The 26,970-nt window shown below is 69.0% G+C and carries 21 protein-coding genes; 7 read left to right on the top strand and 14 right to left on the bottom strand.

Translation table 11 applies throughout. The features are described 5' to 3' along the window. The first annotated feature begins 8 nt into the window (after window positions 1-8). Window positions 9-2,249: a glycoside hydrolase family 88 protein gene (locus ACETK8_RS17225; RefSeq protein WP_374037042.1), complete on the top strand. Its 2,241-nt coding sequence runs from the start codon at window positions 9-11 to the stop codon at window positions 2,247-2,249. Between the two features lie 163 nt (window positions 2,250-2,412). On the opposite strand, the gene ACETK8_RS17220 is transcribed toward ACETK8_RS17225, so the two are convergent. From ACETK8_RS17220 to ACETK8_RS17205, 4 genes are all read right to left on the bottom strand, one after another. Continuing rightward, entirely contained in the window at window positions 2,413-2,943 is a 531-nt protein-coding gene (locus ACETK8_RS17220; RefSeq protein ID WP_374037041.1) for a porin family protein, read from the bottom strand. Window positions 2,944-3,054: 111 nt separating this feature from the next. Continuing rightward, window positions 3,055-5,376 carry a TonB-dependent receptor plug domain-containing protein gene (locus tag ACETK8_RS17215; protein ID WP_374037040.1) on the bottom strand — a complete coding sequence of 774 codons (2,322 nt, stop codon included), beginning with the start codon at window positions 5,374-5,376 and terminating at the stop codon, window positions 3,055-3,057. Beyond that, window positions 5,373-6,296: a FecR family protein gene (locus tag ACETK8_RS17210; protein WP_374037039.1), complete on the bottom strand. Its 924-nt coding sequence runs from the start codon at window positions 6,294-6,296 to the stop codon at window positions 5,373-5,375. Before ACETK8_RS17210 ends, ACETK8_RS17215 begins: the two co-directional genes overlap by 4 nt. Window positions 6,297-6,333: 37 nt before the next feature. After that, window positions 6,334-6,855: an RNA polymerase sigma factor gene (locus tag ACETK8_RS17205; RefSeq protein ID WP_374037038.1), complete on the bottom strand. Its 522-nt coding sequence runs from the start codon at window positions 6,853-6,855 to the stop codon at window positions 6,334-6,336. A gap of 124 nt (window positions 6,856-6,979) precedes the next feature. Here ACETK8_RS17205 and ACETK8_RS17200 point away from each other — a divergent pair, with 124 nt between their 5' ends. Both ACETK8_RS17200 and ACETK8_RS17195 read left to right on the top strand, forming a co-directional pair. Further along, window positions 6,980-7,141 (top strand): hypothetical protein, encoded by a 162-nt coding sequence (locus ACETK8_RS17200; RefSeq protein ID WP_374037037.1) that lies wholly within the window; start codon window positions 6,980-6,982, stop codon window positions 7,139-7,141. Between the two features lie 2 nt (window positions 7,142-7,143). Next, on the top strand, window positions 7,144-8,022 hold the full coding sequence (locus tag ACETK8_RS17195) for a hypothetical protein (protein WP_374037036.1): 879 nt from the start codon (window positions 7,144-7,146) through the stop codon (window positions 8,020-8,022). On the opposite strand, the gene ACETK8_RS17190 is transcribed toward ACETK8_RS17195, so the two are convergent. The 6 genes from ACETK8_RS17190 to ACETK8_RS17165 all read right to left on the bottom strand — a co-directional run bounded on the left by ACETK8_RS17190 (window position 8,019) and on the right by ACETK8_RS17165 (window position 16,020). Further along, on the bottom strand, window positions 8,019-8,825 hold the full coding sequence (locus tag ACETK8_RS17190) for a GDSL-type esterase/lipase family protein (protein WP_374037035.1): 807 nt from the start codon (window positions 8,823-8,825) through the stop codon (window positions 8,019-8,021). The two genes, ACETK8_RS17195 and ACETK8_RS17190, sit on opposite strands and share 4 nt — an antisense overlap. Before the next feature lies 1 nt (window position 8,826). Next, window positions 8,827-10,161 carry an MFS transporter gene (locus ACETK8_RS17185; protein ID WP_374037034.1) on the bottom strand — a complete coding sequence of 445 codons (1,335 nt, stop codon included), beginning with the start codon at window positions 10,159-10,161 and terminating at the stop codon, window positions 8,827-8,829. A 51-nt stretch (window positions 10,162-10,212) separates the two neighbouring features. After that, a complete protein-coding gene (locus ACETK8_RS17180; protein WP_374037033.1) occupies window positions 10,213-11,466 on the bottom strand; it encodes a serine hydrolase domain-containing protein in 1,254 nt (417 codons plus the stop codon). Beyond that, window positions 11,463-12,173 (bottom strand): TetR/AcrR family transcriptional regulator, encoded by a 711-nt coding sequence (locus ACETK8_RS17175; protein ID WP_374037032.1) that lies wholly within the window; start codon window positions 12,171-12,173, stop codon window positions 11,463-11,465. The genes ACETK8_RS17180 and ACETK8_RS17175 overlap by 4 nt, the downstream gene beginning before the upstream one ends. A gap of 76 nt (window positions 12,174-12,249) precedes the next feature. Then, entirely contained in the window at window positions 12,250-13,833 is a 1,584-nt protein-coding gene (locus ACETK8_RS17170) for an AMP-binding protein (RefSeq protein ID WP_374037031.1), read from the bottom strand. Between the two features lie 18 nt (window positions 13,834-13,851). Next, window positions 13,852-16,020, bottom strand: coding sequence for a TonB-dependent receptor (locus tag ACETK8_RS17165; RefSeq protein WP_374037030.1), 2,169 nt, complete (start codon window positions 16,018-16,020; stop codon window positions 13,852-13,854). 129 nt (window positions 16,021-16,149) lie between these two features. Between ACETK8_RS17165 and ACETK8_RS17160 the strand changes: the two genes are divergently transcribed. From ACETK8_RS17160 to ACETK8_RS17150, 3 genes are all read left to right on the top strand, one after another. Next, window positions 16,150-17,025, top strand: coding sequence for an alpha/beta fold hydrolase (locus tag ACETK8_RS17160; RefSeq protein ID WP_374037029.1), 876 nt, complete (start codon window positions 16,150-16,152; stop codon window positions 17,023-17,025). After that, window positions 17,022-19,514, top strand: coding sequence for a glycoside hydrolase family 2 protein (locus tag ACETK8_RS17155; RefSeq protein ID WP_374037028.1), 2,493 nt, complete (start codon window positions 17,022-17,024; stop codon window positions 19,512-19,514). Before ACETK8_RS17160 ends, ACETK8_RS17155 begins: the two co-directional genes overlap by 4 nt. Window positions 19,515-20,252: 738 nt before the next feature. Beyond that, window positions 20,253-21,413, top strand: coding sequence for an aminotransferase (locus ACETK8_RS17150; RefSeq protein ID WP_374037027.1), 1,161 nt, complete (start codon window positions 20,253-20,255; stop codon window positions 21,411-21,413). A 7-nt stretch (window positions 21,414-21,420) separates the two neighbouring features. On the opposite strand, the gene ACETK8_RS17145 is transcribed toward ACETK8_RS17150, so the two are convergent. From ACETK8_RS17145 to ACETK8_RS17130, 4 genes are all read right to left on the bottom strand, one after another. Continuing rightward, window positions 21,421-21,870 carry a DUF4402 domain-containing protein gene (locus tag ACETK8_RS17145; RefSeq protein ID WP_374037026.1) on the bottom strand — a complete coding sequence of 150 codons (450 nt, stop codon included), beginning with the start codon at window positions 21,868-21,870 and terminating at the stop codon, window positions 21,421-21,423. Then, window positions 21,867-24,584, bottom strand: a complete 2,718-nt coding sequence (locus ACETK8_RS17140) for a hypothetical protein (RefSeq protein WP_374037025.1) — start codon at window positions 24,582-24,584, stop codon at window positions 21,867-21,869. The genes ACETK8_RS17145 and ACETK8_RS17140 overlap by 4 nt, the downstream gene beginning before the upstream one ends. After that, window positions 24,581-25,426, bottom strand: coding sequence for a fimbria/pilus periplasmic chaperone (locus ACETK8_RS17135; RefSeq protein ID WP_374037024.1), 846 nt, complete (start codon window positions 25,424-25,426; stop codon window positions 24,581-24,583). Before ACETK8_RS17135 ends, ACETK8_RS17140 begins: the two co-directional genes overlap by 4 nt. Before the next feature lie 88 nt (window positions 25,427-25,514). Further along, a complete protein-coding gene (locus tag ACETK8_RS17130) occupies window positions 25,515-26,042 on the bottom strand; it encodes a DUF4402 domain-containing protein (protein ID WP_374037023.1) in 528 nt (175 codons plus the stop codon). 284 nt (window positions 26,043-26,326) lie between these two features. Here ACETK8_RS17130 and ACETK8_RS17125 point away from each other — a divergent pair, with 284 nt between their 5' ends. Further along, entirely contained in the window at window positions 26,327-26,968 is a 642-nt protein-coding gene (locus ACETK8_RS17125) for a response regulator transcription factor (protein ID WP_374037022.1), read from the top strand. Window positions 26,969-26,970 lie beyond the last annotated feature (2 nt).

The raw sequence follows: 26,970 nt of genomic DNA, 5'->3' as shown, positions 1-26,970 counted from the left end.
GGTAACCGATGTCATTCCCATCTCGCGCCGCTTTCAGCCTCGCCGCCGCCCTCTTGGCGACGACCGCCCTCGGTACGTCGGTTCAGGCGCAAAGCCCGGCTGCGCTGTCTCCGGGCGTCGAAGCGGAATGGCTGACGGCCCGCCCCCGACCGGCCCTCAACACCGACCCGTCGCGCCTGCCGTCGCGGGACGAGGTCCTGGCCTCGGTCGAATATGTCGCATCGTCCCAGATCGCGGCGATGGCGTCCGAGCCGCTGGCCCTGTCGACCGGCAGCAACCTGACCCAGATGTCCTCGAACTGGGTGGCGGCGACCTTCTATGTCGGCGCCGCGCGTCTGGCCCGCGTGTCCGAGGACCCGGAGACCCTGCGGTTCCTGACCGCCGTGGCCGAGCACTACAACTACAGCGTCCGCGGCGCCCGGTCGGGCCCGACCATGCTGAACGCCGACGACATCGCCATCGGCGACCTCTACGAGGAGCTCTATTCCCGGCGCGGTCAGGAAGGCGCCCTGATGCCGCTGCGCCAGCGTCTGGACTGGCAGGTGCCGCACCTCAACCGCTCGACCGAGACCCCGGCGCTGGTCTGGTGGTGGGCCGACGCCCTCTACATGGCGCCGCCGGTCCTGGCCCGGATGTCGGCCATCACCGGCGACCCGAAATACCTCGTCGCCGCCGACCGCGAATGGCGTCGCACGGCCGAGCGCCTCTGGGTCCCCGAGGAACGTCTCTTCCTCCGCGACGAACGCTTCAAGGACGAGAACCACCGCGACGCGGACGGCGACCGCATCTACTGGTCGCGCGCCAACGGCTGGGTCATGGGGGGGCTGGCCCGCTGGCTGGAGAGCGTCCCGGCGAACTTCGCCGGCCGCCAGTACTACGTCGATCTCTTCCAGCAGATGGCCCCGCGCATCGCCGAGCTGCAGCAGTCGGACGGCCTGTGGCGCGCCAGCCTTCTGGCCCCCGAGACCTATCCGGAGGCCGAGACCTCCGGCTCGGTCTTCTACGTCTACGCCCTGGCCTGGGGCGTGAACCACGGCCTGCTGGACCGGGCCACCTATCTGCCGGTGATCCAGAAGGGCTGGGCGGCGCTGAACGGACACGTCCTGCCGAACGGCCTGATCGGCGCGGCCCAGAAGACCGGCGACCAGCCCGTCTCCACCGCCCCGACCGACACCGGCCTCTATGTCACCGGGACCTACATTCTGGCGGGTCTGGAGATCGCCGACCTGAACGGTCCGGTGAAGTCCCTGCCTCTGGCCGAGCCTTCGCGTGACAGCGCCGATATCATCGCGGCCACCACCCCGACCCCGCCCGCGCCGGTCACCGTGCGCGGTCCGGAGGAACAGGCCCGCCGCGACGCCGAGATGCGCGCCACCCGCGCCCTGGCCTACGACCCCGCCGGTCTCGGCCGTCCCTCGACCATCGAACGCCTGGCCCCGCCGACGGAAGAGGAACAGGTCCCGCGCGCCGTCGCCCGCTTCGCGCCGGATCGCCTCGACGACCTCCTGTGGGAGAACGACCGCGTCGCCCACCGCATCTACGGCCCGACGCTGGAGGGCCGTGAGCCGCCGTCCGGATCGGGCATCGACGTCTGGGCCAAGCGTGTCCGCTACCCCTACATGGACCGCCAGCTGCGCTTCCCGAACTATCACACCGACCGGGGCGAGGGGCTGGACTTCTACGACGTCGGACGCGGTCGCGGCGCGGGCGGTCTCGGCATCTGGTTCGACAACAAGCTCTGGACCAGCCGCAACTTCTCGACCCACCGCATCGAGGAGACGGGCGGCGACGAGGCCCGCTTCACCGTCGACTACCGCCCCTGGCCGGTCGATGTGAACCGCCGGGTCTGGGAGACGCGGGAGTTCTCCCTGCCGCTGGGCTCGAACTTCACCCGCATGACCTCGACGATCCAGTCGGACACCACCGAGCCCCTGATCGTCGGCATCGGCATCTCCAAGCGCACCAACGACGCGGGCTCAGGCTTCGTGACGCGGGATCAGGAGCATGGCCGCCTGATGTTCTGGGAGCCGACCAGCCCGGATCACGGCTCGCTCGGCATCGCCATCCTGGTCGATCCGGCGATGGTCGAGGGCTTCGCCCAGGATGCGGAGAACTATCTGATCCTGGTCCGCGTCACGCCGGGCGTGCCCTTCACCTACTATATGGGCTCGGCCTGGGATCACGGCCTGGACTTCGCCACGCGCGAGGCGTGGGAAACCTTCGTGGCGGGTCAGACGCCAGAGTTCTGACCTCTTCTCCACCCGTGCACCCCAGCGAAGGCTGGGGTCCAGATGGAAGGCTCTGCCGGTTCGAGCAGAAGAACCGGTGCGCCAACCCGGCCGCCTGAATTCGTGATCTGGACCCCAGCCTTCGCTGGGGTGCACGGATAAAGGGGCCGGGCGGCGCCATGGTCTAGAACCGACGCACGTAGCTCACCGACCAGGTGTCGGCCTCGCCGCCGTCCTGGAAGTCGCGGCGGGTCCAGTCGGCGCGGACGCCGTTCCAGCCGTCCAGGAAGGCGCTGGCGCCGACGCCGTAGTTGAAGCTCTCGCCCTCCTGGCGGACGCTCACGCCGACGACGGAGGATTCGATCTTGGTCGTGCCGTAGCCGATGCGGGCATGGGCCTCGAAATGCTCGCCCAGGGGCAGGAAGGCGACGGCGTAGGCCGCCACGTCGTGCTTCAGCTCGAACGTGCCGCTGGAGCCGCCGATCGAAAAGTCGAAGCTCTCGTCCTCGACGCCGACGCCGGCCTCCAGCTCTGCACCGACCCAGGGCAGGACCTTGTAGCCGAAGCGGCCGGTCACGGCGCCCAGGTCGACTTCGCCGGTCTCGACGGCGGTGTAGCCCAGCGTCGCATAGGTGCGGGATTCGCTCTGGGCATGGGCGGCGACAGGCACGAGGGCGCAAGCGGCCACGAGGGCCGTGAGGGTGGTCTTGGTCATGGGGGGAGGGGCTCCGGTTTGGTTCTCTGGCGACCGCGAGGTCCGCATCGCCGCCATGAACCAAGGACGCCGTCCGGATCGAAACGCCTTACGCCCGACCGGAAAACCGCGTCAGAACGCCGCCTCGAACGACAACCGCACGGTCAGCGGCCGCACCGGCACGGCCTGGGGCGTCGACAGCTGATAGGGCGAGCCGATGCCGTAGCGGACGCCGTCCTCGTTCAACGGATTGGACACGCGCAGCACCGCCGCCCGCCGGTCGTCGCCCAGCCGCGCCGTCAGCTCTGACCTCAGATAGCCGCCCTGGGGGGCGTCCAGACTGGGGCCCACCCCGATCCGCGACTGGCCGATGTAGCGAAGGTCGGCGCCCAGCCTCAGCGGAAATTGACCCAGCATCCCCGCGTCGTAGTCGAGGCTCAGCTGCGCCCCGAACGGCGCGACATTGGGGATGTCGGTCGTGCCGCCGCCGATGATGCTGAACCGTGTCCGCGTCAGCTTGCTGTCGTTGATGAAGGCGCCGCCGCTGACGAACAGGGCGTCGGTCGGCGCCCACGATCCCTTCAGCGAGACGAAATGGATCACCCCGTCGCCGACGTTGTCGGTGACCAGATCGCCGCCCTGCGTCACCACGTCGGCCTGCACGTCCCGCCAATCGACCCAGCCGATGGAGACCTCGCCCGACAGGTCGTCGCGCCAGCGCCGCGACCGCGCCCCGATCTCGACCAGGGTCACCCGGTCGCCGTTGTACCTCTGGAAGGCTCCGTTCGCCTCGTTCACCCCCGCCGGCCGCACCGCCTGTTCCGCGCGGGCGAACAGGGTGGCGGCCGTGAAGCCGTCCCACCGTGCCGTGACGCTGGGCGTCAGCCGGAGGGTGAAGCCGTTGATCTCCGGCCCCGCGCGCGAGAACGTCGTCTCAACGATAGCCACGTCGCTGTCGATCCTCACCGCCGACAGCCGCGCTCCGACCGCGATCCGCAGGTTCGGCATGGGGGAGTTCGACGCTTCGCCGAAAGCCGTCGCCTCGGTGAAGGTCCGGGTCAGGTCGGCGCCGTAGTCGGGCCGGGGAGTCGGCGACAGATCGCGCCGACGACGCTCCACCAGAGTCTCGCCTACGGCCAGCGCCGCACCGCCGGACCAGGTCCAGCCGTTGATCGGCGCGGTGTCGATCCTCAGCTCCGAAGACACCGTCGTCGCCGTCTGCCGCCGGTCCACCAGCGACGGATGGGCGTCCATCGGCTGGCTTGCGTCGAACCGTTCGTTCAACTGCTGGCGCGAGACGCTGGTCGCCGAGGTCAGGGCGCCCCAGTCGAACCGCCTCTGCGCCGTCAGCCCGGCCAGGACGATGGTGCTCTGATAGGGCTCCAGCACCCGCCCGGCCTTGGCGAACCGGGTCTCGCCCACCGCAATGGTCTGGGCGTCGTCGGCCGAGACCCGCTGGCCCAGCCCGACCAGATCGACGGTCCAGTCGCCGCTGTTCCAGCGGATGGAGGCACGGCCCCCCACGGTCTCGACCGTATCGGCCTCGCGCACCCCTTGCGTCGGATTGTCGAGGAAGCCGCCTTCGCTGCGGGAGTAGGCGACGATCCGCCCCGCCGTCCGGTCGTCCAACGACCGGTTGGCCACCAGCGACGCCTCGCCGCCGGCCGCCCCGCCCGAGGTCACGCCCGCCCCGACCACGAACCGGCCGTTGGTCTCGCCGAAGGCCGGCGCTTCCGGCTCCAGTCTCAGGACCCCGCCGATGGAGCCCGCCCCGAACCGCGTCCCCTGCGGTCCCTCGAACACCTCGATCCGGCGCACGTCGATCAGGGCCAGATCCGGGTCCGGCGATCCGTAGTTCAGTCGCAGATCGCCCAGATACTGGCCCACCGTCGCCTGCAGCGGCCCGTTCATGGCCGAGTCCGCCAGGCCCCGGACGAACAGCTTGTTCCGCCCCGTGCCCTGACGGGTCGATTCCACCGTGGCCGACAGGTCCGCGACCGCGTCGCTGGCGCCCGCGCCCGCCATCCGCTCCAGCGCGCCTGAATCCACCGCATCCCGGCCGCTGACGTCGTTCAGCCCGACCGGCGGCATGGCCGTCACCACCACCTCGCTCAGCAGGGTCGGCGCGATCTCGGGCGATGGGGCAGGGCGGGGCGTCGGGCGTCGCACGGGGGCGGGGGCCGCCTCGACCCGATACTGGCCCTCGCCGATCCGCACCGCCCGCGCGCCCAGCGGTCTCAGCATGCGGTCCAGCGCCGCCTCGGCGGACATGCGTCCGCGCAGGTCCGGCGTCCGCCGTCCTGCGAGATCGGTGGTGATGACGATGTCGATCCCGGCCTGGGCCGCCAGCCGGTTCACGGACTGGGCGGCGGGGCCGGCGCGGACGTCGAAGGTCTGGGGCGCCGCCGCTTGCAGCGCGATCAGCCCGGCGGCCGCGAGCGCCGCCGCCGTCACGGCTCCAGCCGCCAGCCTTCGCCGTCCTCCACGACCGAGACACCCAGCAGCCGCGCCAGCCGCGCCCTCTGGTCCGCCGCATGGGTGGTGGTCAGGCTGCCGCTGAACCGCCGGCCGGCCACCTGCGGGCTGACGGCGATCGGCCGGTTCAACGCCCGCGACAGGTCCTCGGCCACGACCGACAGGGTCTCGCCCGTGTAGGACAGCCGCCCTTCGCGCCAGGCCGCCACGTCCTCGGTCGCCACCTCGCGCCGTTCGATGCCACGCGCGGTGGCCAGGGCGCCGTCGCCGGCGTTCAGGGTCTCGGTCGCGTCCTGCATGTCCACGCGCACGACGCCTTCCGACACCGAGACCCGCGCCCCGCCTTCCAGACGCGTCACGTCGAAGGTGGTGCCGAGATCCGTCAGGGTCGCCTCCGCCACCTGCACCACGAAGGGCCGCGTCTCGTCATGCACGACCTCGAACAGGGCCCGTCCGGCCTCCAGATCGACGTCGCGCGGATTCTTCCGGTCCAGCACCAGCCGCGTCCCGCCGGCCAGCGACACCGACGATCCGTCGTCCAGGGTCACGGTCCGCGTCTCGCCGGGGGCCGTCTCGATGATCCAGGTATGGGCCCTCTGACTCCAGCCCATCCAGGCGCCGCCGATGGCCAACACCGCCACCGCCGCCGCGATGGCCGACCGACGCGGGATGCCGGACACCCGGCGGGGCATGACCCGCTGAACCGACACGACGGGCATGGCCTTCAGGGCCTCGACCGCCTCGGCCTCGCTCTCGGCCAGCCGCCAGTAGGCTTCCGCATGGGCGGCGTCGGCGGCCATCCAGGCCTGCCAGTGGTCCCACGCCTCGAAGGCCGGATCGTTGACGCGGAGCAGCCAGTCCAGCGCCTCCCGATCGATGTTTCCGATGTGCCCGCTCATCCCCATGACTCCAGGACGCCGCGGTTCGCGATTTGCCTCACGCCCGGTCCTCCTGAAGATCCAGAAGGACGGCATAGGCCCGCCGCAGATGCTTCTCGATGGTGCTCAGCCCCATGCCGAACTCCTCGGCCAGCTTCTTCTGCGTGACCCCGTCGATGCGGTGACGGCGGAAGATGGCCGCCGCCGGATCGCCCAGTTCGATCAGCCGCTGCTCGACCTTCTGCAACGTCTGCACCGCGATCAGCCGCCGCTCCGCATCGGCCGTCTCGATCGCGTCCTCGGCCAGGTTGGCCGGGCTCTGCCACGCTGCATCCCGCGCCGCCGCCCGCCTCAGCCCCCGTCGCCGGTCCAGCACGGCGGTGTAGACCATCCTCAGCAGATAGGCGTGCGGACTGGCCACCGGCGCCTCGACGCCGCGCAGTTTCAGCCAGACGTCCTGAACCACATCCTCGGCGTCGCCGGCCGCGCCCATGACGGCGGCGCGGCGGATCAGCGCCGGACGCATCTCGGCGAAGATCGCTTCCAGGCCCGAGGGCGGATGTCCTGACGACGCTTCCATTCGCGCGCCCCTTAGCGCCACCTCGCGCCGCCTTGCAACTAGGGCGGAATAGAGTCGCGTCGCCGACCGTAAGGCTTCCGCGAACCGGCGGCGTCTTCCCTCTGATCGCAGGAGAGACCCCGCCATGACCACCCGCGAACCCACGCCCTACGCCGGGTCCCGAACGCTCCAGACCGCCCATCTGGTGCTGGCGGCCCTGGCCGCGATCGTCATCGCCGTGGCGTCTCAGGGCTGGCCGTCGTCAGGCGACCGCTGCGAGCCCGGATCGGTCTGCGACGGGGTCTGAGCATGACCTTCCTGCATCGCGACATGCTCCCGATCCCGGCCCCGGACGAGGGTCGCGCCGGACAGGCGGTTCTGGCCTCGGCGACCGGCTGCGACCTGGCCGAGATCGCCCCCTTCGTCCGCTCGCTGCGCGCCGTCTTCGCGGGCCGGATCATCTTGATCGTGGAGCGGAAGCCGACCCTTCTGGCCTGGCTGTCCACCCACGGGGTGGAGGCGGTGGTCGCCGCCGACCGCCTGCTGCACTGGAAACCTCACCCGGCCGTCGCCCGGTTCGCCGTCTTCGCCCAGCTGCTTCAGGAACGGCGCGACATCCGCCAGGCGCTCGTCGCCGACATCCGCACCGTGGTCTTCCAGGCCGATCCCTTCCGCCGGCCGATGGACGGTCTGGAGTTCTTCACCGGAGCGGGCGGGGCGACGCCCTCGGCTTCGGAGATGCGGGTTCTCGAAACCCTGATGGGTCAAGACCTGGCCCGCGACCTCGGCCGCCGCAGTCGGATCGCCGACGTCGTCGCCGGTCCGTCCGAGGCCGTTCTCCGCTTCTGCCGCACCGTCCTTCTCTTGTGTGACCGGTCACGCGCGGGCGCGGGGCTGGATCAGGCCGCCAGCCATGTCGTCGCCCATCTGGGTCTCGCGGGCGGCCGCATCCGTCCGAACTTCCAGCGTGCGGCCATCGCGTCTTGCGGCATGCGGGTCGAGGACGGCCGCATCCTGAATCCCGACGACAGCTCAAGCCCCATCGTGGTCGGCTATCGGCGCGGCCCGGATCTGGCCCAGCATATCGACCGCCGCTGGGGCGTGCCTCGGGACCTCTCGACCGGCGCGGGGCTGCGTCGCGCCATGCGGACCTTCCAGACGTCCTTCCTCGGCGGCGCTCTGGCCTAGCCGAGCGCCCGTGCGATGGAGGCTTCAGCCACGGGACGCAGCACGGCGTAACCGGCCCGCGTCGGATGCACCCCGTCGCGATGGAACTCCGGCTTCATCAGACCGTCCGGGCCGGCCAGCACGCTGAAATAGTCGGCCCGCACGAAGCCCCGTTCCGCGCACAACGCCGTCTGCCAAGCGTTCAGCTCCGCCGTTCGCGCGCTCAGGTCGCCCACCGCCGGTTTCCAGCTGACCACGTTGAACGGGGTCAGCGCGCCCAGGATGACCCGGATGCCGTGCGCCTGGGCCAGGACCGTCATGGCCAGGATGTTGTTCTTGTAGTCCTGCACCATCGACGGCCCGGTATTGCCCGCCATGTCGTTGCCGCCGCACCAGATGTGGACCGCCCAGGGTCTCAGGGCGATGACATCGGCCATGAACCGCAGAAGGATCTGCGGGCTCGTCTGGCCGCTGATGCCACGGTTGACGATGCCGCCGGTGAACAGGTCGGGCTGGGCCACGCTCCAGAACTCGGTCAGGCTGTCGCCGATGAAGACCACGTCGGTCGGCTGTCCGGCCAGGGCCTCGTTGGCCTCGCGATACTGGCTGATGGCCGGCCAGTCGCGGGCCTTCCGCTCGGCGGCCAGGGCCTCGCGCCGCGCCCTCCGTTCCGGATCGGCCAGTCGCGCCGCCCAGGCCGGGTCGAGGTCGCCGGGCGCCAGATAGGCCTCGGCGAAATCATAGTCTTCCTGGCTCGGCCCGAACCCTTTCGAGTCCAGCCGATCGACCATGCCGACCGCCGGGGTGAAGGGCCCGTCCGTCACCTCAGGCGGTCTCGACCGCCGCGTCGGGCAGGACCTGGGCCGCCGGCGGCGGGGCGTAGCGCATGGCCAGGAAATAGCCGATCAGGGAGATCACCCCGGTGACGACGCCCAGCCAGGTCAGGGTCAGGCCCAGCCCCATCGGTCCCTTGAACAGCAGGGTCATCCAGGCGACCACGGCGGCCGTGACTGGCCCGCCGACGATCTTGGCGATGATGGCCAGGGCCGCCAGGCTGGTGGCCCGCTCCTCGTTGGGCAGCAGCACCGCGATCGCGGCGGAGTTGACCAGGTTGACGATCGTCCCGCCCAGCAGAAGGGCGAACAGGACCCAGGCGAACAGGGTCACGTTCGGCATGATCGGATAGGCGCTGGCCGGAATGCTCAGGGCCGTGGCGATCAGGGCGGGCAGCAGGATGGCGCCGCGCATCTTCAGCTTCTGGCTGGCGTCGGCGGTGAAGCCGCCGATGATCGAACCGACCACGCCGGAGGCCAGGATCACCAGACCGACCCAGCCGCCGAACTCGCCGGGCGACTGATCGTACTGGCGCACCAGGACCGAGCCGATCCACAGCGCCGCGGCGCCCTCGGCGAAACCGCCCGCGAAGTTGCCGACATAGAGCCAGCCGAGGAAGGCGCGACGCTTCCAGAAGGATTTCAGCGCCACCTTCATCGGCGGGTTGGCCTGCTCCACCTCGTGACGAGCCGGCTCGCGGATCAGGAAGAGCGGCAGCACCAGGAGGGCCGCGCCGATGCCGACGATAAGGTGGACTTCACGCCACGGCGGCATGTCCGGGACCAGGGCGGTCGGATTGGCCTCCAGCCAGCCGAACAGGGTCCCGCCGATGGCGAAGGCGGCCGCCACGCCGGCCCAGGCGCCGATGGAGATCAGCAGCATCGACCGGCCGCGCCGCTCGGGCATGCAGACGTCGGCCAGGATGGAGACCAGCACCGGGAAGGCGGTCGCCGCCCCGACGCCGGCGATCAGGCGCGCGGCGAACAGGCTGTAGAAGTCCTGGGCGAAAGCCGTGCCGATCGTGCCGACCACCCAGAAGGAGGCCAGGATGATCAGCAGGCGTGTCCGTGTGTGGTGATCCACCATCCAGGCGATGGGCAGGGACAGGATGGCCGCCGGAATGGCCGTGGCGCTGCCGACGATCATGGCCAGCTGGAAGTCGCTGAGGCCCAGGTCCAGCTTCACCGCCTCCTGGATCGGCGCCAGCAGGCCGCCGACCGTCAGGGCCGAGAAGATGGTCAGGGTCAGAAGCCAGACCACGCTCCACTTCGTCTTGCGGAATGCGGTCGGGGGAACGGCGTCGTCGGCGACGTCTACCGTGGTCATGATCGTTTCCTCGAATGCGGACCTTCGGGCCCGTCTGTCGTTGGATGAAGGCTAGAGCTCGGGCCGGGTCAGGGCCGCGTAGGTGAAGGTCCGGGCCTTGGCGCGGAACTCGCCGGAAATCGGGTCGGCGAACCGCTGGATCAGGCCCACGAAGACCAGGTCGTTCTCCGGATCGATCCAGAACCAGGTCCCGCCCATTCCGCCCCAGGCCAGGGTGCCGCGTCCCTCGGTCGAACCGAGCTTCCGCGGATCGTTGAAGACGGAGAAGCCCAGGCCGAACCCGAAGGCCGGGTTGAAGGCCAGGAGACGCATCGGGTTACGCACCGCCAGGACGGCGTCGGGAATGACGTTGGTCGCCATCAACTCGACCGTCGACGGCGACAGGATTCGCACCCCGTCCAACTCGCCCTTGTTCAGGATCATCTGGGCGAAGCGGGCGTAGTCGCCCAGCGTCGAGACCAGCCCGCCGCCGCCGTCCTCGAACTCGGGCGGCGCCGTGAACGGATTGATCGGGGCGGCCAGAACCTCGGTGACTTCCTTCAGCCCGTCCTGCCCGTCGTCCTGGTAGAAGGTCACCAGGCGATCGACATTGTCCGGACGGGTCTCGAACCCGGTATCGACCATGCCCAACGGATCGAAGATCCGTTCCTTCAGGAAGTCGCCGAAGGTCTGCCCCGAGATGCGGCTGACGATGACGCCCAGGATCCCCGAGGCGATCGAATAGAACCACTCCGTCCCCGGCTGGAACAGCAGGGGCTGGGCGGCGACGCTGTCGACGAAGGCCTGGGCCCCTTCCGGCCGTGCGATCCGGTTCTCCAGATAGGCCCGCTCCAGCGGATGGGCGTCAGGGAACAGGCCGTAGGCGAAGCCGGCGGTGTGGCTCATCACCTCGCGCAGGTTCGGCGGACGCCGCGCCTCCTCGACCGTCATCTGCCCGTCCGGACCCACGCCGGTGCAGACCTTCAGGTCGGCGAACTCGGGAATGAATTTCGTGATCGGATCCTCGAGGGTCCAGTGGCCCTCCTCGAACAGGATCATCATGGCCGTCGCCGCGATCGGCTTGGTCATGGAATAGATGCGGAAGACCGCGTCGGTCGTCAGGGGCTTGTCGCCGCCCAGCACCGGCGACCCGTGCGTCTGCATCGCCGCCACCTGGCCGTGACGCAGGATCAGGGTGGACACCCCGGCGACCCGGCCCGTCCGGACCATCTCGGCCATATAGCGATCCAGTCGCGCCAGCCGCCCCGAGTCGAAGCCCAGGTCTTCCGGGCGATGGGCGACGGGCAGTCCGGCGAACTTGCTCATTGGGAGGCTCTGTCTTCAGCGCGTTGTTTGCAGATGGCCATGAAGCCGCCGGCCATGAACTTGGCCATGCGCGCCTTGATCGCCTCGAAATCCTCGGACTGACACAGGCCGCCCGAAAGGTGGTCGATCCGGCCGGTTCGGGCGAGCGACAGCGTCAGGGCGCCGGTCACGAAGTGATAGCCCCAGAAGATGTCCTCCAGCTCCGCGTCCGGCATGGCCCTCTTCAACAGGTCGATCAGTTGCAGGACGACGGGATCGAAATTCTCCCACATCACTTCGGCGCCCCAGACGGGGGTGTTGTTCAGCTGGCCGCCCAGCGCCCCGTAGTTCCGCCAACCCTCGCCGCCCTCGATGTAGAGGTTCAGGTCGGTGTCCAGGAACGCGCGCAGGGCGCCTTCGACCGTCGGGTGGTCGCCCGTCTCCTCGGCGTAGCGTTTCATCGCCTCGACACGGCGGCCGATGGTGATCGGCGCCCGGCGCTTCACGACCTGATGGAACAGGTCCTGCTTGTCCTTGAAATAGTAGTGCATCAGCGAGGTGTGCACCCCGATCTTCTGCGCCACATCCTTCAAGGTGACGCCGTACATGCCGTGTTTCGAGAACAGCTCCTCGGCCGCGTCCAGCATCAGCTCCAGGCTCTCGGCCCGCTGCTCGGCTTTGGATCGACGCGGAGGCTTGGCGGCCTTCGGAGCGGTCGTGTCGGACATGGAGGCGGCCTTGATACGCACCCTCGGGCGGGCCTGGGCCGGTCGCTCGGGTGGGGTGAGGGAATCTGCGCCCACCCTAGGTCGCTCCGTAGACGGCGCGAAGCTCGATCTTGTTGATCTTGCCCGTGGCGGCCAGGGGCATGGTCGGAACCGAGACGATCCGATCGGGGATCCACCAGTCGGCGACCCGGCCCTTCAGCGCCGCGATCACCTCGTTGTCGTTGACCGCATGACCCTGACGCGGCTCGATCACCATGACCGGACGCTCGCCCCATTTCGGATCCGACCGACCGATCACGGCCACCAGTCCGACGGAGGGCAGGGCGCCGACGATGTCTTCCATCTCGGCCGGATTGATCCACTCGCCGCCCGACTTGATCAGGTCCTTGGCCCGGCCCGAGATGGTCAGGTTGCCGTGGTCGTCGATGATGGCCAGGTCGCCCGTGTCGAACCAGCCGCCGGCGTCCAGCGCCGTCTCGGCATGGCCGTAATAGCGCTCGACGACGCTCGGCCCCTTCACCTTCAGCCGGCCCTCGACATTGCGCTGCTCGGGCAGGGCCACGCCCTCCGCATCGAACAGCTGCATGTCCAGACCCATGGAGGCTCGGCCCGAGGCCACGGCCGCGCGCGGGGTCGTCGCGGGCGGCGACAGCGTCCCCATGGGCGACAGCTCGGTCATGCCCCAACTGGTCTGGACCGTGACGCCGAGGCGTTCCTCAAGCCGCTTCAGCAGGGCCTCCGGAATGCTCGATCCGCCGACCACGATCCGCTTCAGGCTCGACACGTCCTCGCCGGTCGCATCCAGATGATCGACCAGACCCAGCCAGACGGTCGGCACCCCCATGGCCAGGGTCACGCCGTGCGTATTGATCAGCCGCGTCAGGGCCTCGCCCCCGGTCACCCGTCCGGGAAGGACCATCCGCGCCCCGACCGCCGCTGCCGCGAACGGCAGGCCCCAGGCGTTGGCATGGAACATGGGCACGGCTACCAGGACGGCGTCCGAGGTGCTCAGCGCCAGCGAGTCCGCAGACAGGCAGCGCAGGGTGTTCAGATAGTTGGAGCGGTGGGAATAGAGCACCCCCTTGGGCGCCCCCGTCGTGCCCGAGGTGAAGCACAGACCGGCCGGGCTCTGTTCGTCGAATAGGCCCCAGTCCGCCGGCCGTCCGTTCGCCTTCAGAAAATCGTCCAGCGCGATCTCGCGCGGCCCTTGCGCCACGTCGCCGTCCATCAGGATCAGCTTTTGCAGACCGGGGCAGGCGGCCATCAGTGACCGGCCCATCTCGCCCAGACCCTGACCGACGATCAGGATGCGGTCGTCCGCCTCCACGATCATCGCGGCCAACTGGGCCACGGTCAGACGGGGGTTCAGGGTGTGGCAGACGATGCCGACCCCCATGGCCCCGTACCAGACCTCGACATGGTGCTGGGTGTTCCAGGCCAGGGTCGCGATCCGGTCGCCCGGTCGCAAACCCTGATCCAGGAAGGCGCCCGAGAGGCGGTTGGCCCGCTCCCTCAGCGGCGCATAGCCGATGACGGCGTCCCCGCCCTCGATGCCGGCGGTCACGACCGAGGCCTCGCCATGCCATTTGGCGGCATGGTCCAGGAACCGGTCGACGGTCAGACCGTAGGCCTGCATCGATCCAGACGGGGACGCTGTCACTCTACTGTTTCCCGCGTCTTAGAAGTTGCGGGTCAGGCGCACGCCGTACTGACGCGGGGCGCCGGCATAGCGTTGGCCGGCTTTCACCGAGGCGATGTACTCGAGATCCGTCAGGTTGGTGGAATAGGCCTGCAGCTTCCAGTCGCCCTGGCTGTAGGTCACCTGGGCGTTGACGATGTCGCGTTCCGTCAGGTGGTCGCCCAGCGCCGCATTGGCGAAGATGCTCGCCCAGCTGTCGGAGATGTGGCTGTAGTCGATACGCGGCGTCAGGGTGCCCTGGCCGAGCGCGAAGTCGTACTCGATCCCGGCGCTCAGGGTCATTTCCGGCGCATAGGTCTGGGCGTTGCCTTCCAGATTGACGCAGTTGCCGCTGGCCGGACCGTTGTTCTGGTCGCAGACGCCGGTGCGGGCGCGGCGCGGATCGGCGGCGAAGAACCGGCCGAGTTCCGAGCTCGACAGCGACAGGCCGAAGTCGAAGCCCAGATTGCCGAACCGGCCCTGGGCCGAAGCCTCCACCCCGTAGATGATCGTGTCGTCGGTGACGTTCAGGATCGAGGTGATCGCCGGGGTCGTCGGGTCGCCGATGTTGATCTGGAAGTTCTGGTAGATGTTGTAGTAGCCGCCCAGCTGGGTGCGCAGACGACCGTCGAACATCGTCGATTTCCAGCCGGCCTCGAAGTCGATGACGTCTTCGCCCTCGAACGGCTTGGGCGCGATGAAGGCCAGGTTCGGGCCGTTCAGACCGCCGGCCTTGTGACCTTTGGCGACGAAACCGTACAGGAAGTTGTTCTCGTCCAGCGTCCAGTTCAGGGCCACCTTGCCGGTGACGGCGTCTTCCTCACTGCGGTCGTTCTGCGTCAGGCGCAGACCCAGCAGGGGCGCGGCCAGGCTGGCGCGGTTCTCGACCGTCGAGCGGGTGTAGCGGGCCCCGACCTGCAGCTCGAGCGCGTCGGTCAGGTCATAGGTCACCTGGCCGAACACGGCGGAGGTGGTCTTGGGGTTCTCGCCTTCCAGCAGGGTGTCATAGAGGATCGGCAGGGCGGCCGAGACATACTGAGTCGTCACGAACTGGCCGGGCGGGAAGGTGATCAGGTCGTCCTGGTAGTAGGCGCCCAGGATCCAGGTCAGGCGGCCTTCGTCCGGCGAGACCAGGGTCAGTTCCTGCGACAGCAGTCGTTGCTCGACCTCGTCATAGAAGGTGAAGGGCAGGGTCGCGGTGCCGTCGGCGTCCGAACGGATATAGGTCGTGCCGTACTGGGCGCCCGTGATCGAACGCAGGGTGATGCCGTTGTTGAACTGGTAGCTGGCGTTCAGCACCGTGCGCGCCGTCTCGTCCACGGAGGCGTAGGGCCCGTTCGTGGCGATGGTGTGCAGCGGCAGCGGCGAGGCGATCGGGCTGGTCGGATAGCCGCCCATGTCGTGGTGCGTGTAGTCGCTCTTCAGCAGCACGCGCACCTGGTCGTTCGGCGTCCACAGCAGGCTGCCGCGCACGCTGGCGGTGTCCAGAACGCCCGGTTCGCCGCGGCTCGGCGTGCCGATCACGTCATAGAAGCTGTCGCGGGTTTCCTTGTTGAAGGCGATCCGCGCCGCCAGGGTGTCCGACAGCGGCAGGTTCACCGCCCCGTTGACGCGGAAGTCGCTGTAGTTGCCGGCCTGGGCCGTGACATAGCCGCCGAAGCCGTCGAAATCGGGGTTGCGCTGGGTGATGAAGACCGCGCCGCCGGTAGCGTTCTGACCGGCGAAGGTGCCCTGCGGACCGCGCAGGACTTCCAGGCTCTGGATGTCGAACAGGGGCTCGTTCTGGAAGTAGGCCGGGAAGACCGCGACGCCGTCGCGATAGGTGATCACGCCCACGCCGACCGAGGAGTTGTTCTCGGTCTTGCCGATGCCGCGGATGTTGAAGCTGTTGCCCTGGCCCGAGTTCTGGACCGTCAGCGACGGCACCGAGAACTGCAGGGTCTCGATGTTCGAGACGCCCTTGTCCTGCAGCTGTTCGCCGCTCAGGACCGAAGCCGCGACGGCGGTAGTCTGCAGGTTCGACGTACGGCGCTCGGCGGTGACGACGACTTCGTCCAGCTGGCTCGCCTGCGGGTCGGCAGCGGCGGGCGCGGCCAGATCCTGAGCTTGGGCTGCGCCGGCCCACAGCAGGACAGCGGCGGATGTGGTGAGCCAGAGCTTTCCAGCCATGGGTAGCCTCCCTCTTGAATGCGTTTCCTGGCGATCTCGCGTCGCCATGGCCGAGAGAATGAGCACCGAAAATCGCTTCCGTCAACACTCATTCACACACGAGTGAATGTTGACATCGAAGGTCCTTCGATGGAATTGACGCCCATCGAGGCGTCGCAGAACGTCCACGGAAACGCGCGCCTCGGCGCGAGGGGAAGGAAGACCGGAATGCCCTTCATCACCAGCAACGGCACGCGCATCCACTGGGACCAGGGCGGGCAGGGGACGCCCATCCTGCTCATCATGGGCCACCGCTATTCCTCGGCCATGTGGTATCCGCTGAAGGAGGCGCTGGGCGACCGTTACCGCCTGATCTGGTTCGACAATCAGGGCACGGGCCAGAGCGAGGCGCGCCGCCGCACCTCCGTCGCCGACATGGCCTCGGACGCCCGGAGCGTGCTGGACGCCGCCGGGGTCGATACCGCTCACATCTACGGCGTCTCCATGGGCGGCGGCATCGCCCTGGAGTTCGGCATCCAGTACCCGGAACGCTGCCGCTCTCTCCTGCTGGGCTGCACCATGGCCAAGACGGCGGACATTCCGAAACGTCCCGGCTGGTTGATCACCCTGACTTACCGCCTGATGCCGCTCTTGAAGGCCCTGGCCCCCAACAAGTTCAAGCACGGCTACGGCGACGCCGCCCCCGACGATCGCATCGCCCGCGACATGGCCATGGCGGCCAAGGACCCGTTCGAACTCAAGGGCGTGATGGCCCAAGGCCACGCGATTAGCGGCTATTCCGTCGATCCCGCCGACGTCGCCGCGATCAAGACGCCGTCCCTCGTCCTGCACGGCACCCAGGACCTGCTGGTCCCCTACGAACAGGGGGTGAAGCTGTCGCAGATGATCCCGAACGCCCGCCTCGTCACCTTCCAGGACATCGGCCACAACTACTTCATCGGCGCCGGTGAACAGGCCAACGCCGCCGCCGACGCCTTCATGCAGGAGGTCGAAGCCGCCCGATGATCGAGGGATCTTCGATAATCCTCGACCGCTGGGAACTCCTCGACTTCGACCCCGGCCAGGGTTCGTCCGAGGGCTCGGGCTGGATGCCCATTTCCGCCCCCGGCGACGTCTACCGGGCCCTGATCGCCTCAGGCCGCCTCGACCACCCCTACCGCGACCGCAACGAGGCCGCCGCCGCCTGGGTCCGCGACCGCGAATGGTGGCAACGCACCACCTTCGTCGCTCCCGAAGTCGCCGCTGACGAGACGGTCGATCTGGTCTTCGACGGCCTCGACACCTTCGCTACGGTCTTCCTCGACGGCATCGAGATCGGTCGCGCCGACAACATGTTCCGCCCCTGGACCTTCCCGCTGACGGTGCAGCCCGGCCAGACCCACACCCTCGCCGTCCGCTTCGACCCCACCGCCGTCGCGCTGGAAGGCGTCGCCCCGCCCCCGCCCTGGGCCGCCTTCACCGACCGGATCAGCCGCTCCAAGCGCAACCTGATGCGAAAGGCCCAGTTCGGTTGGGGCTGGGACTGGGGTCCTGACCTCCCCACCGTCGGCATCTGGAAGGAAGCCCGCCTTGAAGTTCGCGCCAAGGCCCGCATCGCCGACGTCGCCTTCACCACCCTGACCGCCACCGACGCCCGCGCAGAAGCCCGCATCGACCTCGACCTGTCGGGCGTGACGGCTGGCCTCCACGCCCAGATCGTCCTGACCGACCCCGGCGGCGCCGAGGTCTTCCGCACCGACCGCGACGCCTTGGACAGCGCCCCCATCGCCCTGACCCTCGACCACCCCCGCCTCTGGTGGACCCACGACCTCGGCGACCAGCCCCTCTACGCCCTGACCGTCCGCCTCCTCGACGGCGACCGCCTTCTCGACCAAACCCGCCGCACGGTCGGCCTCCGCACCATCGCGCTCGACCAGTCCCCCGACCCCGACGAGCCCGGCGCGACCTTCTTCACCTTCGTGCTCAACGGCGTCCCGATCTTCGCCAAGGGCGCCTGCTGGGTCCCCACGACCTCCTTCGTCGGCGACGTCCAGTCGGAGCCCTACGACCGCCTGATCGCCCAGGCCGCCCGCGCCAACATGAACATGATCCGCGTCTGGGGCGGCGGCATCTACGAGCCCGACGCCTTCTACGACCTCTGCGACCAGCACGGCCTTCTGGTCTGGCAGGACTTCATGTTCGCCTGCGCCCCCTATCCGGACGACGCCGCCTTCGTCGCCTCGGTCCGCGCCGAGGTCGAGCATCAGGTCCGCCGCCTGCGCCATCACCCCTCGATGGCCCTCTGGTGCGGCAACAACGAGAACCAGGCGATCCACCGCATCAACGTCGATGTCTCCGGCGTCGGCACACCCCTGTGGGGCGCGATCCTCTATGACGACCTCATCCCCGGCCTCCTCGCCGACCTCGACCCGACCGTCCCCTACTGGCCGGGCAGCCCGTGGGGCGGCGCCAACCCCAACGGCATGAAGGCCGGCGACGTCCACGACTGGACCGTCTGGCACGGCATCCCCCCCATCCCCGACGACGTGATGAGCGAACCCTTCGGCTACGCCCCGGAGAAGATCGTCTTCCAGCGCTACGCCGAGGACACCGCCCGCTTCGTCTCCGAGTTCGGCATCCAGGCCGCCCCCGCGCTCGCCACCCTGAAACGCTGGATGGACCCCGCCGACCTCGACCCCGACAGCGAAGGTTTCCACCAGCGCATCAAGGACGAGTCGAAAAAGGCCCTGGCCATGATCGCCCCCGAGACCGGCCCCGCGACGTCGCTTCAGGACTACATCGACTTCACCCAGTGGACGCAGGCCGAAGGCCTGAAGTTCGGCATCGAGCATTTCCGCCGTCGCCGCCCCCACTGCTCGGGCGCCCTGCTCTGGCAGTTCAACGACTGCTGGCCCTGCGTCAGCTGGAGCCTGGTCGACTACGACGGGGTGGAAAAGGCCGCCTTCCACGCCGTCCGCCGCGCCTTCGCCCCCGTCCTCGCCTCGTTCAAGGCGCTGGAGGACGGCCAGGCCGAGCTCTGGATCACCAACGATACGCGCACATCCGCCGCCGGCCGCGCCGTCATCGAGACCGCCCGCCTGTCCGGCGTCGTCCTCCGCTCCGAAGAGATCGCCTTCGACATCCCGCCGGGCGCCAGCCGCCCCATCTGGACCGGCTCCGCCCCGACTGCCCGCGATCAGGTCCTGACCGTCCACGCCCCGGACGCGGTCTTCGCCCCCAACCGCATGCTGCCGGGCCCCATCGCCCGCGTCGCCCTGGACCGGAAGACCCGGCCCGGGATCGTCATCCGCATGTGTTCGGACGGTTCGCTGCACATCGAGCTGGAGGCCTCGGCCTACGTCGCCTTCGTGCATTTCGTCTCGGCCCGCGCCGACCTGATCTTCAGCGACAACCATTTCGACATGCCGGCCGGCAGCCGCCGCACGATCCAGGTCACCGGCGCCGCGCCCGTCATCTCCGCCGACATCACCCTCCGCTGCTGGAACGACCGCTAGTCGCCGTACCTACGTCACCTCTCCATCGAAGATGGGGAGGACAGGCCGCGGGCAGCGGCCAGGAGGGGGCGAGACGGTCTCGACAGGCGAGCACCAGAGCCCTCTCCCCTTGCGGGAGAGGGAGGCGGCGCACGGCGGCGTAGCCGTCGTTCTTGCGCCGACGGGTGAGGGGTGAAACTCACCCTGACCGAGCGAGCACCGGGCCCATCTCGGCTGCGTCCTCGTACCCCTCATCCGTCGGGCTTCGCCCGCCACCTTCTCCCGCAAGGGGAGAAGGAAGACGCTGAAGTTGGCAAAGCATCGTCCGATTTCGCCAACGATTCCAACGCCCCGAACTTCTAAGACCCCTCCGAACTGGCGCCCCTGAAAACGCGCGTACACTTCTCCTCGTCCCACCGCATGGGGAAGGCGTCCTGGGCCCAGGACCCGGACGTGCGATGGGGCGCGATCGAGCGGGAAACCGCATCGTGGATCCGACCGAGGACCCTGATCCGGCGTTGAACCTGGCTCAGTAGAGGCACGAACCGGCGCTGATGCAGGACTGTCCACGGGGCGTGAAACCGTGGAGCCCGGAGGGGCCTGAAACCCTCCGCCCGTCGTGGGCTTAAGGGCCCCGCCTGGCCGCCCCCCACCCGGTCTCCGCCTTCGGCTCCGACCACCCTCCCCGAGGGGGAGGGAGAAGATCTCATTCAACCTTTCCACCTTGCCACCACGCCCCCCATCCGCTCCCATCATCCCATGCGCCCCCATCCCGTCTTCGCCGACATGCCGGTGACCATCTTCGAGATCATGTCCGGCCTCGCTCGCCAGCACGACGCCATCAATCTCGGTCAGGGATTCCCCGACGATCAGGGCCCTGAAAGCCTGCGCCGCCTCGCCGCCGACGCCCTGATGACCGGCTCCAACCAGTACGCCCCTTCGCGCGGCCTGCCGGAGCTGCGCCACGCCGTCGTCGAACACTATGGCCGTATGCACGACGTCCCGCTCCAGTTCGACGGCGTCCTGATCACCTCCGGCGCCACCGAGGCCATCGCCGCCTCCATCTCGGCCTACGTCAATCCGGGCGATGAGGTCGTCATCTTCGAGCCCGCTTACGATGCCTACCGTCCCCTGATCGAGCGCGCCGGCGGCGTCGCCGTCGCGGTCCGTCTCGACCCGCCGACCTGGCGTCTGACCGAGGCCATGATCGAGGCCGCGATCACGCCCCGCACCCGCGCCCTCGTCTTCAACAATCCGCACAACCCCACCGCCCGCGCCTTCGACGCCGGGGAGGTCGCCGCCCTCGCCCGGTCTTGCGTCCGTCACGACCTGATCGCCATCAGCGACGAGGTTTGGGAGCATGTGATCTTCGACGCCCGCCGCCACCGCTCCCTGATCGCCGAGCCCGGCATGGCGGCCCGCACGCTCAAGATCGGCTCGGCGGGCAAGATGTTCGGCATGACGGGCTGGAAGATCGGCTTCGTCTGCGGCGATCCGGCGCTGGTCGATCCGGTCGCCAAGGCGCACCAGTTCCTGACCTTCGCCACCCCGCCGAACCTGCAAAGCGCCGTCGCCGCCGGTCTCGCCTGGGACGCCTCCGCCTTCACCGAGATGCAGCAGGGCCTGCAAGGCTCCCGCGACCGACTGGCGTCAGGCCTTCAGGCGCAGGGCTTCGTCCTGACCCCCAGCGAAGGCGCCTATTTCCTCGGCGTGGATCTCAAGGCCTCCGGCATCGCCCTCGACGACGAAACCTTCTGCCGCCGCGTGGTCGCGGAGTTCGGCGTCGCGGCCATCCCTCTTTCGGCCTTCGTCACCGGGAGAGGGGAAGGCTCCACCGTCCGCCTCTGCTTCGCCAAGGCGGACGCCGTCCTCGATCAGGCCGTCGAACGCCTCGGCCGCGCCGCGACGGCGCTTCGCTAGAGGAGGCTCACTCGTAGTCGATGCTCAGCGGGATCGCCGCGCTCACCTCGGTGATGACCAGACCGGGCGCCCGGCGCAGCCTCCCGCCGACGTGCAGCCGGTCGAACCCGTTGGCGTCCATCCGCGCCGTCAGGGTCTCGGAAATGTCGCCGGAGTTGTCGCTGCGCAGGGTGAAGGTGTCGATCATCGAGCCCAGACCGTCGGCCTTGATCGACCCGGGCAACTGCACCCGATAGATGCGGCCTGGATCGCCGGTCACCTCGATGATGGCCTCGGTCGTGCCGCCGCCGACGGCGTCGACCTGGCCGCCCGTCGCCTCGAAGCCCATCGGCCGGATGCCGGTCACGGTCAGGGCGCGTTCGATGGTGATGCTGGCCGTGGCCGGGCGCTGCTGGGCCAGGGCCGGGGCCGCCATGGCGCAGAGGGCGACGACGGTCAGGGTGACGAGACGGATCATGCCCGCGGCTCCGTGGAGGGAATGCGAATGAAGATGTCGCCGGCGCGGACGAAGCCGCCGGACGGAGGCGCGACCACCTCGGGCGCGTCCTCCAGCGAAAGGCCCAGGGCCTGGGCCTGTTCGGGGTCCAGTTCGATGCGATACCGGCCCGGCCGGACGCCTTCGATGAAGGCCACCCCGCCGTGATCGGTGCGGACCGAGAGGGCCTCGCCGCCGCCGTCCGGAACCAGCTTCAGGTTCACCGCCGCCAGGGTGCGGGCCTCGCCGCCGCGACGCAGACGCACCGTGATCTCGACCTCGCTGGTGATCTGCATCGGATAGTTCACGACGGCGGTCTGACCCGGCCGGGGCACGACCTCGACCGCCCCGGTCGGTCCGACCAGGAAGGGATCGTCGACCCCCTCCAGATTGACCCGCATCCGCACCCCGCCGCCATCGCCCAGACCGCTGGCCAGGACTTGACCGTCGATGCCGGTCACCGCCGCGCCGGAGGGGGCCTCCAGCACTACGTTGCGGACCGGCCGCTCGCCGGCGTCCCTGACCCCGTCGCCGTCGGCGTCGACATAGGCGTCCAGCGCCACCGATCCGCCGGTCGAGACGCCGGGCCGGGTGACGCGATACCGCTGCGAGAAGGGATCGAAGCCGATGCCGAAGCCGAACCGCAGACCCACGGTCCACTCGCCGTTCAGCGTCTCGTAGGCGGTGGTCAGGGAGACGTCGAAGCGGGGCGCCCGATAGAGGGCCGAGGCCTGAACCGTCGTCGCGTTGAAGGTCCGCAGGGCCTGGATCACGCTGACGCGGACCGCGCCGATCTCGCGAATCGGGAAGTCGACGTTGACATAGGCGGTGTCGATCCCGGCGTCGGGACCCAGTTCGTAGGAGAGACCGCCCCGCAGCTGCGCCCGGGCGGCGATCAGGGTGGCGATGTCCAGCGCCCCGATCAGGCGGTAGCGACGCCCCTCGGCCAGGGTCTCACTCTCGTAGCCCAGGCTGTTGGACACATAGTAGCGGTCGATCGGCGCCGAGGTCCGCGCCTGGGCGGTGAACAGGTCCGTGCCGTCGGTGCGCTCGATCCGGCGCATGTCCAGCGACACGGGCAGGGCGGTCGAGCCGATGTGGACCTGGGCGTCGGCCCTGAGGTCGGAGGCCCGCACCAGGGCGACCGTGTCGGTCAGGCCGAACTGGCGCGTCTCGTCGATGAAGTCGCCGCTGTATTCCGAATGCCGCCCGACCACGGAGACGCCGAAGGCCCGTCCGGCCAGGCCGACGTTGGTCGCTTCGCCGCCCAGGTCGTCGCGGGCGAAATCGATCTGGGCCGCCACCGATCCCAGAGAGGAACGCAGACCCAGCAGCCCGACGTCGCGGGTCTCCCGGCGGCGCGGCGTATAGCGGGCGCCGCCGCCGCTCAGCGTCAGGGTCGGCGACAGGCCGTAGTCGAACAGGGCGGACATCCTCAGCGGCCCGACCGCCATGTCGGTCACGGTGTTCTCACCGATCTCGAACACCGGCCGGTTCTGTTCGACCGCCCCCATGCGAAGGACGAAGGCGCCGGCCGCGACCTGGCCGGTGCCGAAATTGACGCGGCGAACCTCTTCCCGCGTCTGCCCCTGCGGCCCGTAGAAGACCAGGCGGATGGTATTCAGACCGAAGGTCAGCGGCACGTCCAGGAACTCGTACCGGCCCTGCGCCGCCGTCGCCTGGGTCGCCTGCAGCACCTCGTTGACGTAGAGCTCGACGTCTTCGCCCAGCGGCAGTTCGCCCCGCAGATCCAGCGGCGTGGACAGGTCCAGCGCCACCAGGGGGGCGGAGGTGTAATAGACCCCGCGACCGCTGACGCTGCCGGCCCCGATGGACATGGAGGGGGTGAAGACGTCGCCGACCCCGGCCCGCGTGGCGCCCAGGAAGCCCAGCGCCCGACCGTCCGGATCCTTGCGCTCAAACTGGACCCGCGCGGTGTTCAGCTCGCCGTCCTGGTTCGATCCGACGAAGCCCTGGAAGCCCGTGTAGAGCAGGTCGCCCGCCATCCGCAGGTCGTAGCTGCGCACCTGATTGCTGCCGTCCCGCGCGATCTGGCCGCCCAGATTGACGTCGAAGGCCGGGGGGGTGAAGGCGCGATAGGGCGTCTCGATCCGCTGGGGCGGCGCCTCGACCGCGCCGAAGCTCAGGCCGGCCGCCCGTTGCTCCCGCGCCAGCCTCTCCTGGAAGGGCAGGGGCTGGGTCGGGATGACCGTCAGGGTCTGGGCGTTGATGTCGGCCCGCAGCTTCAGCGGCAGGATCTTTTCCAGGAGGTCGGTGCGGACGTAGATGTCGCCGTCGTACATCGCCGCATAGCCCGGCTCGAACCGGGTCACCGTCGTTCCGACCGTCGCCTCTCGGGTCCGAAGGTCGATGCTGATCGGCGTCTCGCGCGAGCCGAACCAGCCTTCGGCCCGCCCCGTCGCCGGAAACACGCCGACCGCGAAGTCCAGGACGCGTGAAAACTCGCCCAGCGGCACGAAGACGCCGGCGCGGGAGCCATAGACGTTCATCGTCTCGGCCAGCTGATAGCCGTCCGCCGTCACCTCCATGAACAGAAGGTCGTCGGGGCTGAAGGGCTGGGGACTGGCGGCCTGGGCCAGCTCGCCGACCAGGGTCTGGGATCGGGCAGGCTCGGTCGCGCCGAACAGGGCCAGTCCGGCGACCACGGCGGCCGCGAACGGGCGGGGCGGGATCATGAGCCGGGAATGACCATCGTCGCGAGCTGGGCGCCGGCCTTGGTGTCGTCGTCCTTGTAGACGATCCGCAGCGGAGTCCCCTCGGGCAGGGCCTCGCCGAGGGGGGCGATCACGGTGCGGCGCTCGATCTCCGGATAGACGGCGACCCCGCGGACCATGGTGACCAGACGCTCGGCGGGACCGTCGCCCGCATAGATCTCCACGTCGCCATAGACCGAATTGGCGCCCAGCCGGACCAGATCCAGCTGGATCGCGCCGTTCGGGGCGCCGTCCACGGCCGGCAGTCGCTTCACGCCGTCGATGCCGGCGCGGGCGTCTACGGCGCCTTCGCGGATGATCAGGGGAATACTGATGCTGAACAGGGCCACGACCTGCAGCGACACCTCGTCGGCGCCGGCGGTGGCGGCCTGATCGACGGTGAAGCCGCTGTCCTCGGGAGGCAGGGCCGTGACCGTCAGGTGGGTGCGATACTCGTGCGCCTCGCCGGTCGCCGGCGGGCGGACCCGAACGCGGATGACCTGGCTCTCGCGCGGCTGCAGTGTCACGCGGCGGGGCGTGTACTGGATGAACTCGGCCGCCGACAGGCTGCGCATCGGCTCGGTGACGTCTGAGGCCAGGACGATCTGGCCGTCCGCCTGCATGGCGCGGTCCACCAGCTCGACCGCATAGGTCGCCGGGGCGTCGCCCTGGTTGAAGACATAGACCGAGGCGGACCGTCCGCTTTCGTTGAAGGTCACCCGGCGAGGCGAGATGTTCAGATCCGCCCCGACCTGCGCCGAAGCTGCGCCGGCCCAGGCCGTGAGGGCCAGGGCGAGCGATGCGGCGATCATGGACTTCAACATGGACGGGCCTTCGGTCTGCGTCGCGGCGATGTTACCGCCGCCGGCTTTTCCTACTCGTTAACCGAGAGAGGGCCGGCGGTTCGCCCGATCAGTTGTAGGCGGCCGAGACGGTGAAGGTGCCGGTGTAGGCGCCGGTGGTGGTGGTCGAGGCGACCGGCACGGTGCCGCCGACGTTGAAGACCAGGGTGCCGGCTGCGCCGAGGGCGTTGCTCAGGGTCTGGCTGCCGGCCGAGCCGGTCAGGTTGTTGTTCGTCGTGACGGTCAGGGTGTCCGAACCGTTGGCCATGGTGAAGGTGGCCGGGATGGTGACCGAGATCGACTGACCGCCTTCACCGGCGACGGTGAACTGCGAGGCCTGCGGCGTGTCGCCCGAGGCCAGACCGACCACGCCGCCGGTGACGCTGCGGACGCCCGCGGCGCTGACGACGGCCGTGCCCGAACCCGTGCCGGGGCGGACGACGGTGCCGAACTTCAGATCGGCGTTCTTGGTGATGGTCAGCGGGCGGATGATGGTGATGGAGCCCGTACCCGTCGTCGAGGCGCTCGACTGGGCCATGGCGGGGGCGGCGACGGCGACGGCGGCAAGAGCGGCGGCGGCGGCGATCAGCTTGTTCATTTGAAGTCTCCGACGAGCGGTTGCGATGAATGTGATCGCTTGTTGCTCCTCAGCGGGTGGGGCGGTCCATCTCGAGACCGGTCTATAAGGCTCAAATCGAACCAAAGTTATACGACTCCAACAAAGTAGTATTCGCATTGAAATTGCAGTGTATTATTTTGATACAGCCATCATGCTTAAAAATAGGTAAGTAATGTATACCTTTTGTTAACCTCGTTCGCGGAAATCTGCCACTCTGGGTTGGTCTGTCGGCCTGACTCGCTCCGATAATCCGAGTAACCGACATGCGCTGGATAGTTCTCATCGTCGACGACCACCCGCTGGTGGGTGAGGCGTTCGAGCTGTCGATCCGCGCCGCCTATCCCCACATCGACGTGGGCCGGGTCGCCTCGGCGGCGGAAGCCGAGACCTTTGTCCGCGCCAACGCCTCGCGCATTCAGCTGGTGCTGCTGGATCTGATGCTGCCCGACGCCACCGGCTTCAGCGCCCTGATCCGGCTGCAGCAGCTCTTGCCGGATCGTCCGATCGCCATCGTCTCGGCGCGTGCGGACGCCCATGCGGTGGCCATGGCCCGCACCTTCGGCGTCGCCTCCTATCTGTCGAAGTCGGCGCCCGTGTCCGAACTGGTCAATGCCGTCGGCGCGATCCTGCGGGGGGAAAGCCTGTTCCCGGCAGACACCAAGCCGCCTTCTCCGGCGGCCGAGACCTTCACCAAACAGCTGGCCAGTCTGTCGGCGACCCAGCTCAAGGTCCTGACGGCGCTGGCGGACGGGCGGCTGAACAAACAGATCGCCGGCGACATGAACATCACCGAGGGCACGGTGAAACAGCACCTGTCGACCATCTTCAAGAAGTTGGGCGTCAACAACAGAAGCCAGGCCATCCTGGCCATCCGCCCCTATCTCAACGACATGGACCAGGACTGAAC

Origin of the sequence: Brevundimonas staleyi, from assembly GCF_041893865.1 — a bacterium.
Lineage (GTDB): Bacteria > Pseudomonadota > Alphaproteobacteria > Caulobacterales > Caulobacteraceae > Brevundimonas > Brevundimonas staleyi.
The sequence above is the reverse complement of the archived record's forward strand: the minus strand, read 5'-3'. Positions and strand labels throughout refer to the sequence as shown.

Excerpts from the sequence above, each read along its gene's own strand:
- ACETK8_RS17225 (WP_374037042.1), top strand. The coding sequence starts at position 9 with ATGTCATTCCCATCTCGCGCCGCTTTCAGCCTCGCCGCCGCCCTCTTG.
- ACETK8_RS17220 (WP_374037041.1), bottom strand. The coding sequence starts at position 2,943 with ATGACCAAGACCACCCTCACGGCCCTCGTGGCCGCTTGCGCCCTCGTG.
- ACETK8_RS17210 (WP_374037039.1), bottom strand. The coding sequence starts at position 6,296 with ATGAGCGGGCACATCGGAAACATCGATCGGGAGGCGCTGGACTGGCTG.
- ACETK8_RS17205 (WP_374037038.1), bottom strand. The coding sequence starts at position 6,855 with ATGGAAGCGTCGTCAGGACATCCGCCCTCGGGCCTGGAAGCGATCTTC.
- ACETK8_RS17200 (WP_374037037.1), top strand. The coding sequence starts at position 6,980 with ATGACCACCCGCGAACCCACGCCCTACGCCGGGTCCCGAACGCTCCAG.
- ACETK8_RS17195 (WP_374037036.1), top strand. The coding sequence starts at position 7,144 with ATGACCTTCCTGCATCGCGACATGCTCCCGATCCCGGCCCCGGACGAG.
- ACETK8_RS17185 (WP_374037034.1), bottom strand. The coding sequence starts at position 10,161 with ATGACCACGGTAGACGTCGCCGACGACGCCGTTCCCCCGACCGCATTC.
- ACETK8_RS17180 (WP_374037033.1), bottom strand. The coding sequence starts at position 11,466 with ATGAGCAAGTTCGCCGGACTGCCCGTCGCCCATCGCCCGGAAGACCTG.
- ACETK8_RS17175 (WP_374037032.1), bottom strand. The coding sequence starts at position 12,173 with ATGTCCGACACGACCGCTCCGAAGGCCGCCAAGCCTCCGCGTCGATCC.
- ACETK8_RS17165 (WP_374037030.1), bottom strand. The coding sequence starts at position 16,020 with ATGGCTGGAAAGCTCTGGCTCACCACATCCGCCGCTGTCCTGCTGTGG.
- ACETK8_RS17160 (WP_374037029.1), top strand. The coding sequence starts at position 16,150 with ATGGAATTGACGCCCATCGAGGCGTCGCAGAACGTCCACGGAAACGCG.
- ACETK8_RS17155 (WP_374037028.1), top strand. The coding sequence starts at position 17,022 with ATGATCGAGGGATCTTCGATAATCCTCGACCGCTGGGAACTCCTCGAC.
- ACETK8_RS17150 (WP_374037027.1), top strand. The coding sequence starts at position 20,253 with ATGCGCCCCCATCCCGTCTTCGCCGACATGCCGGTGACCATCTTCGAG.
- ACETK8_RS17145 (WP_374037026.1), bottom strand. The coding sequence starts at position 21,870 with ATGATCCGTCTCGTCACCCTGACCGTCGTCGCCCTCTGCGCCATGGCG.
- ACETK8_RS17140 (WP_374037025.1), bottom strand. The coding sequence starts at position 24,584 with ATGATCCCGCCCCGCCCGTTCGCGGCCGCCGTGGTCGCCGGACTGGCC.
- ACETK8_RS17135 (WP_374037024.1), bottom strand. The coding sequence starts at position 25,426 with ATGTTGAAGTCCATGATCGCCGCATCGCTCGCCCTGGCCCTCACGGCC.
- ACETK8_RS17130 (WP_374037023.1), bottom strand. The coding sequence starts at position 26,042 with ATGAACAAGCTGATCGCCGCCGCCGCCGCTCTTGCCGCCGTCGCCGTC.
- ACETK8_RS17125 (WP_374037022.1), top strand. The coding sequence starts at position 26,327 with ATGCGCTGGATAGTTCTCATCGTCGACGACCACCCGCTGGTGGGTGAG.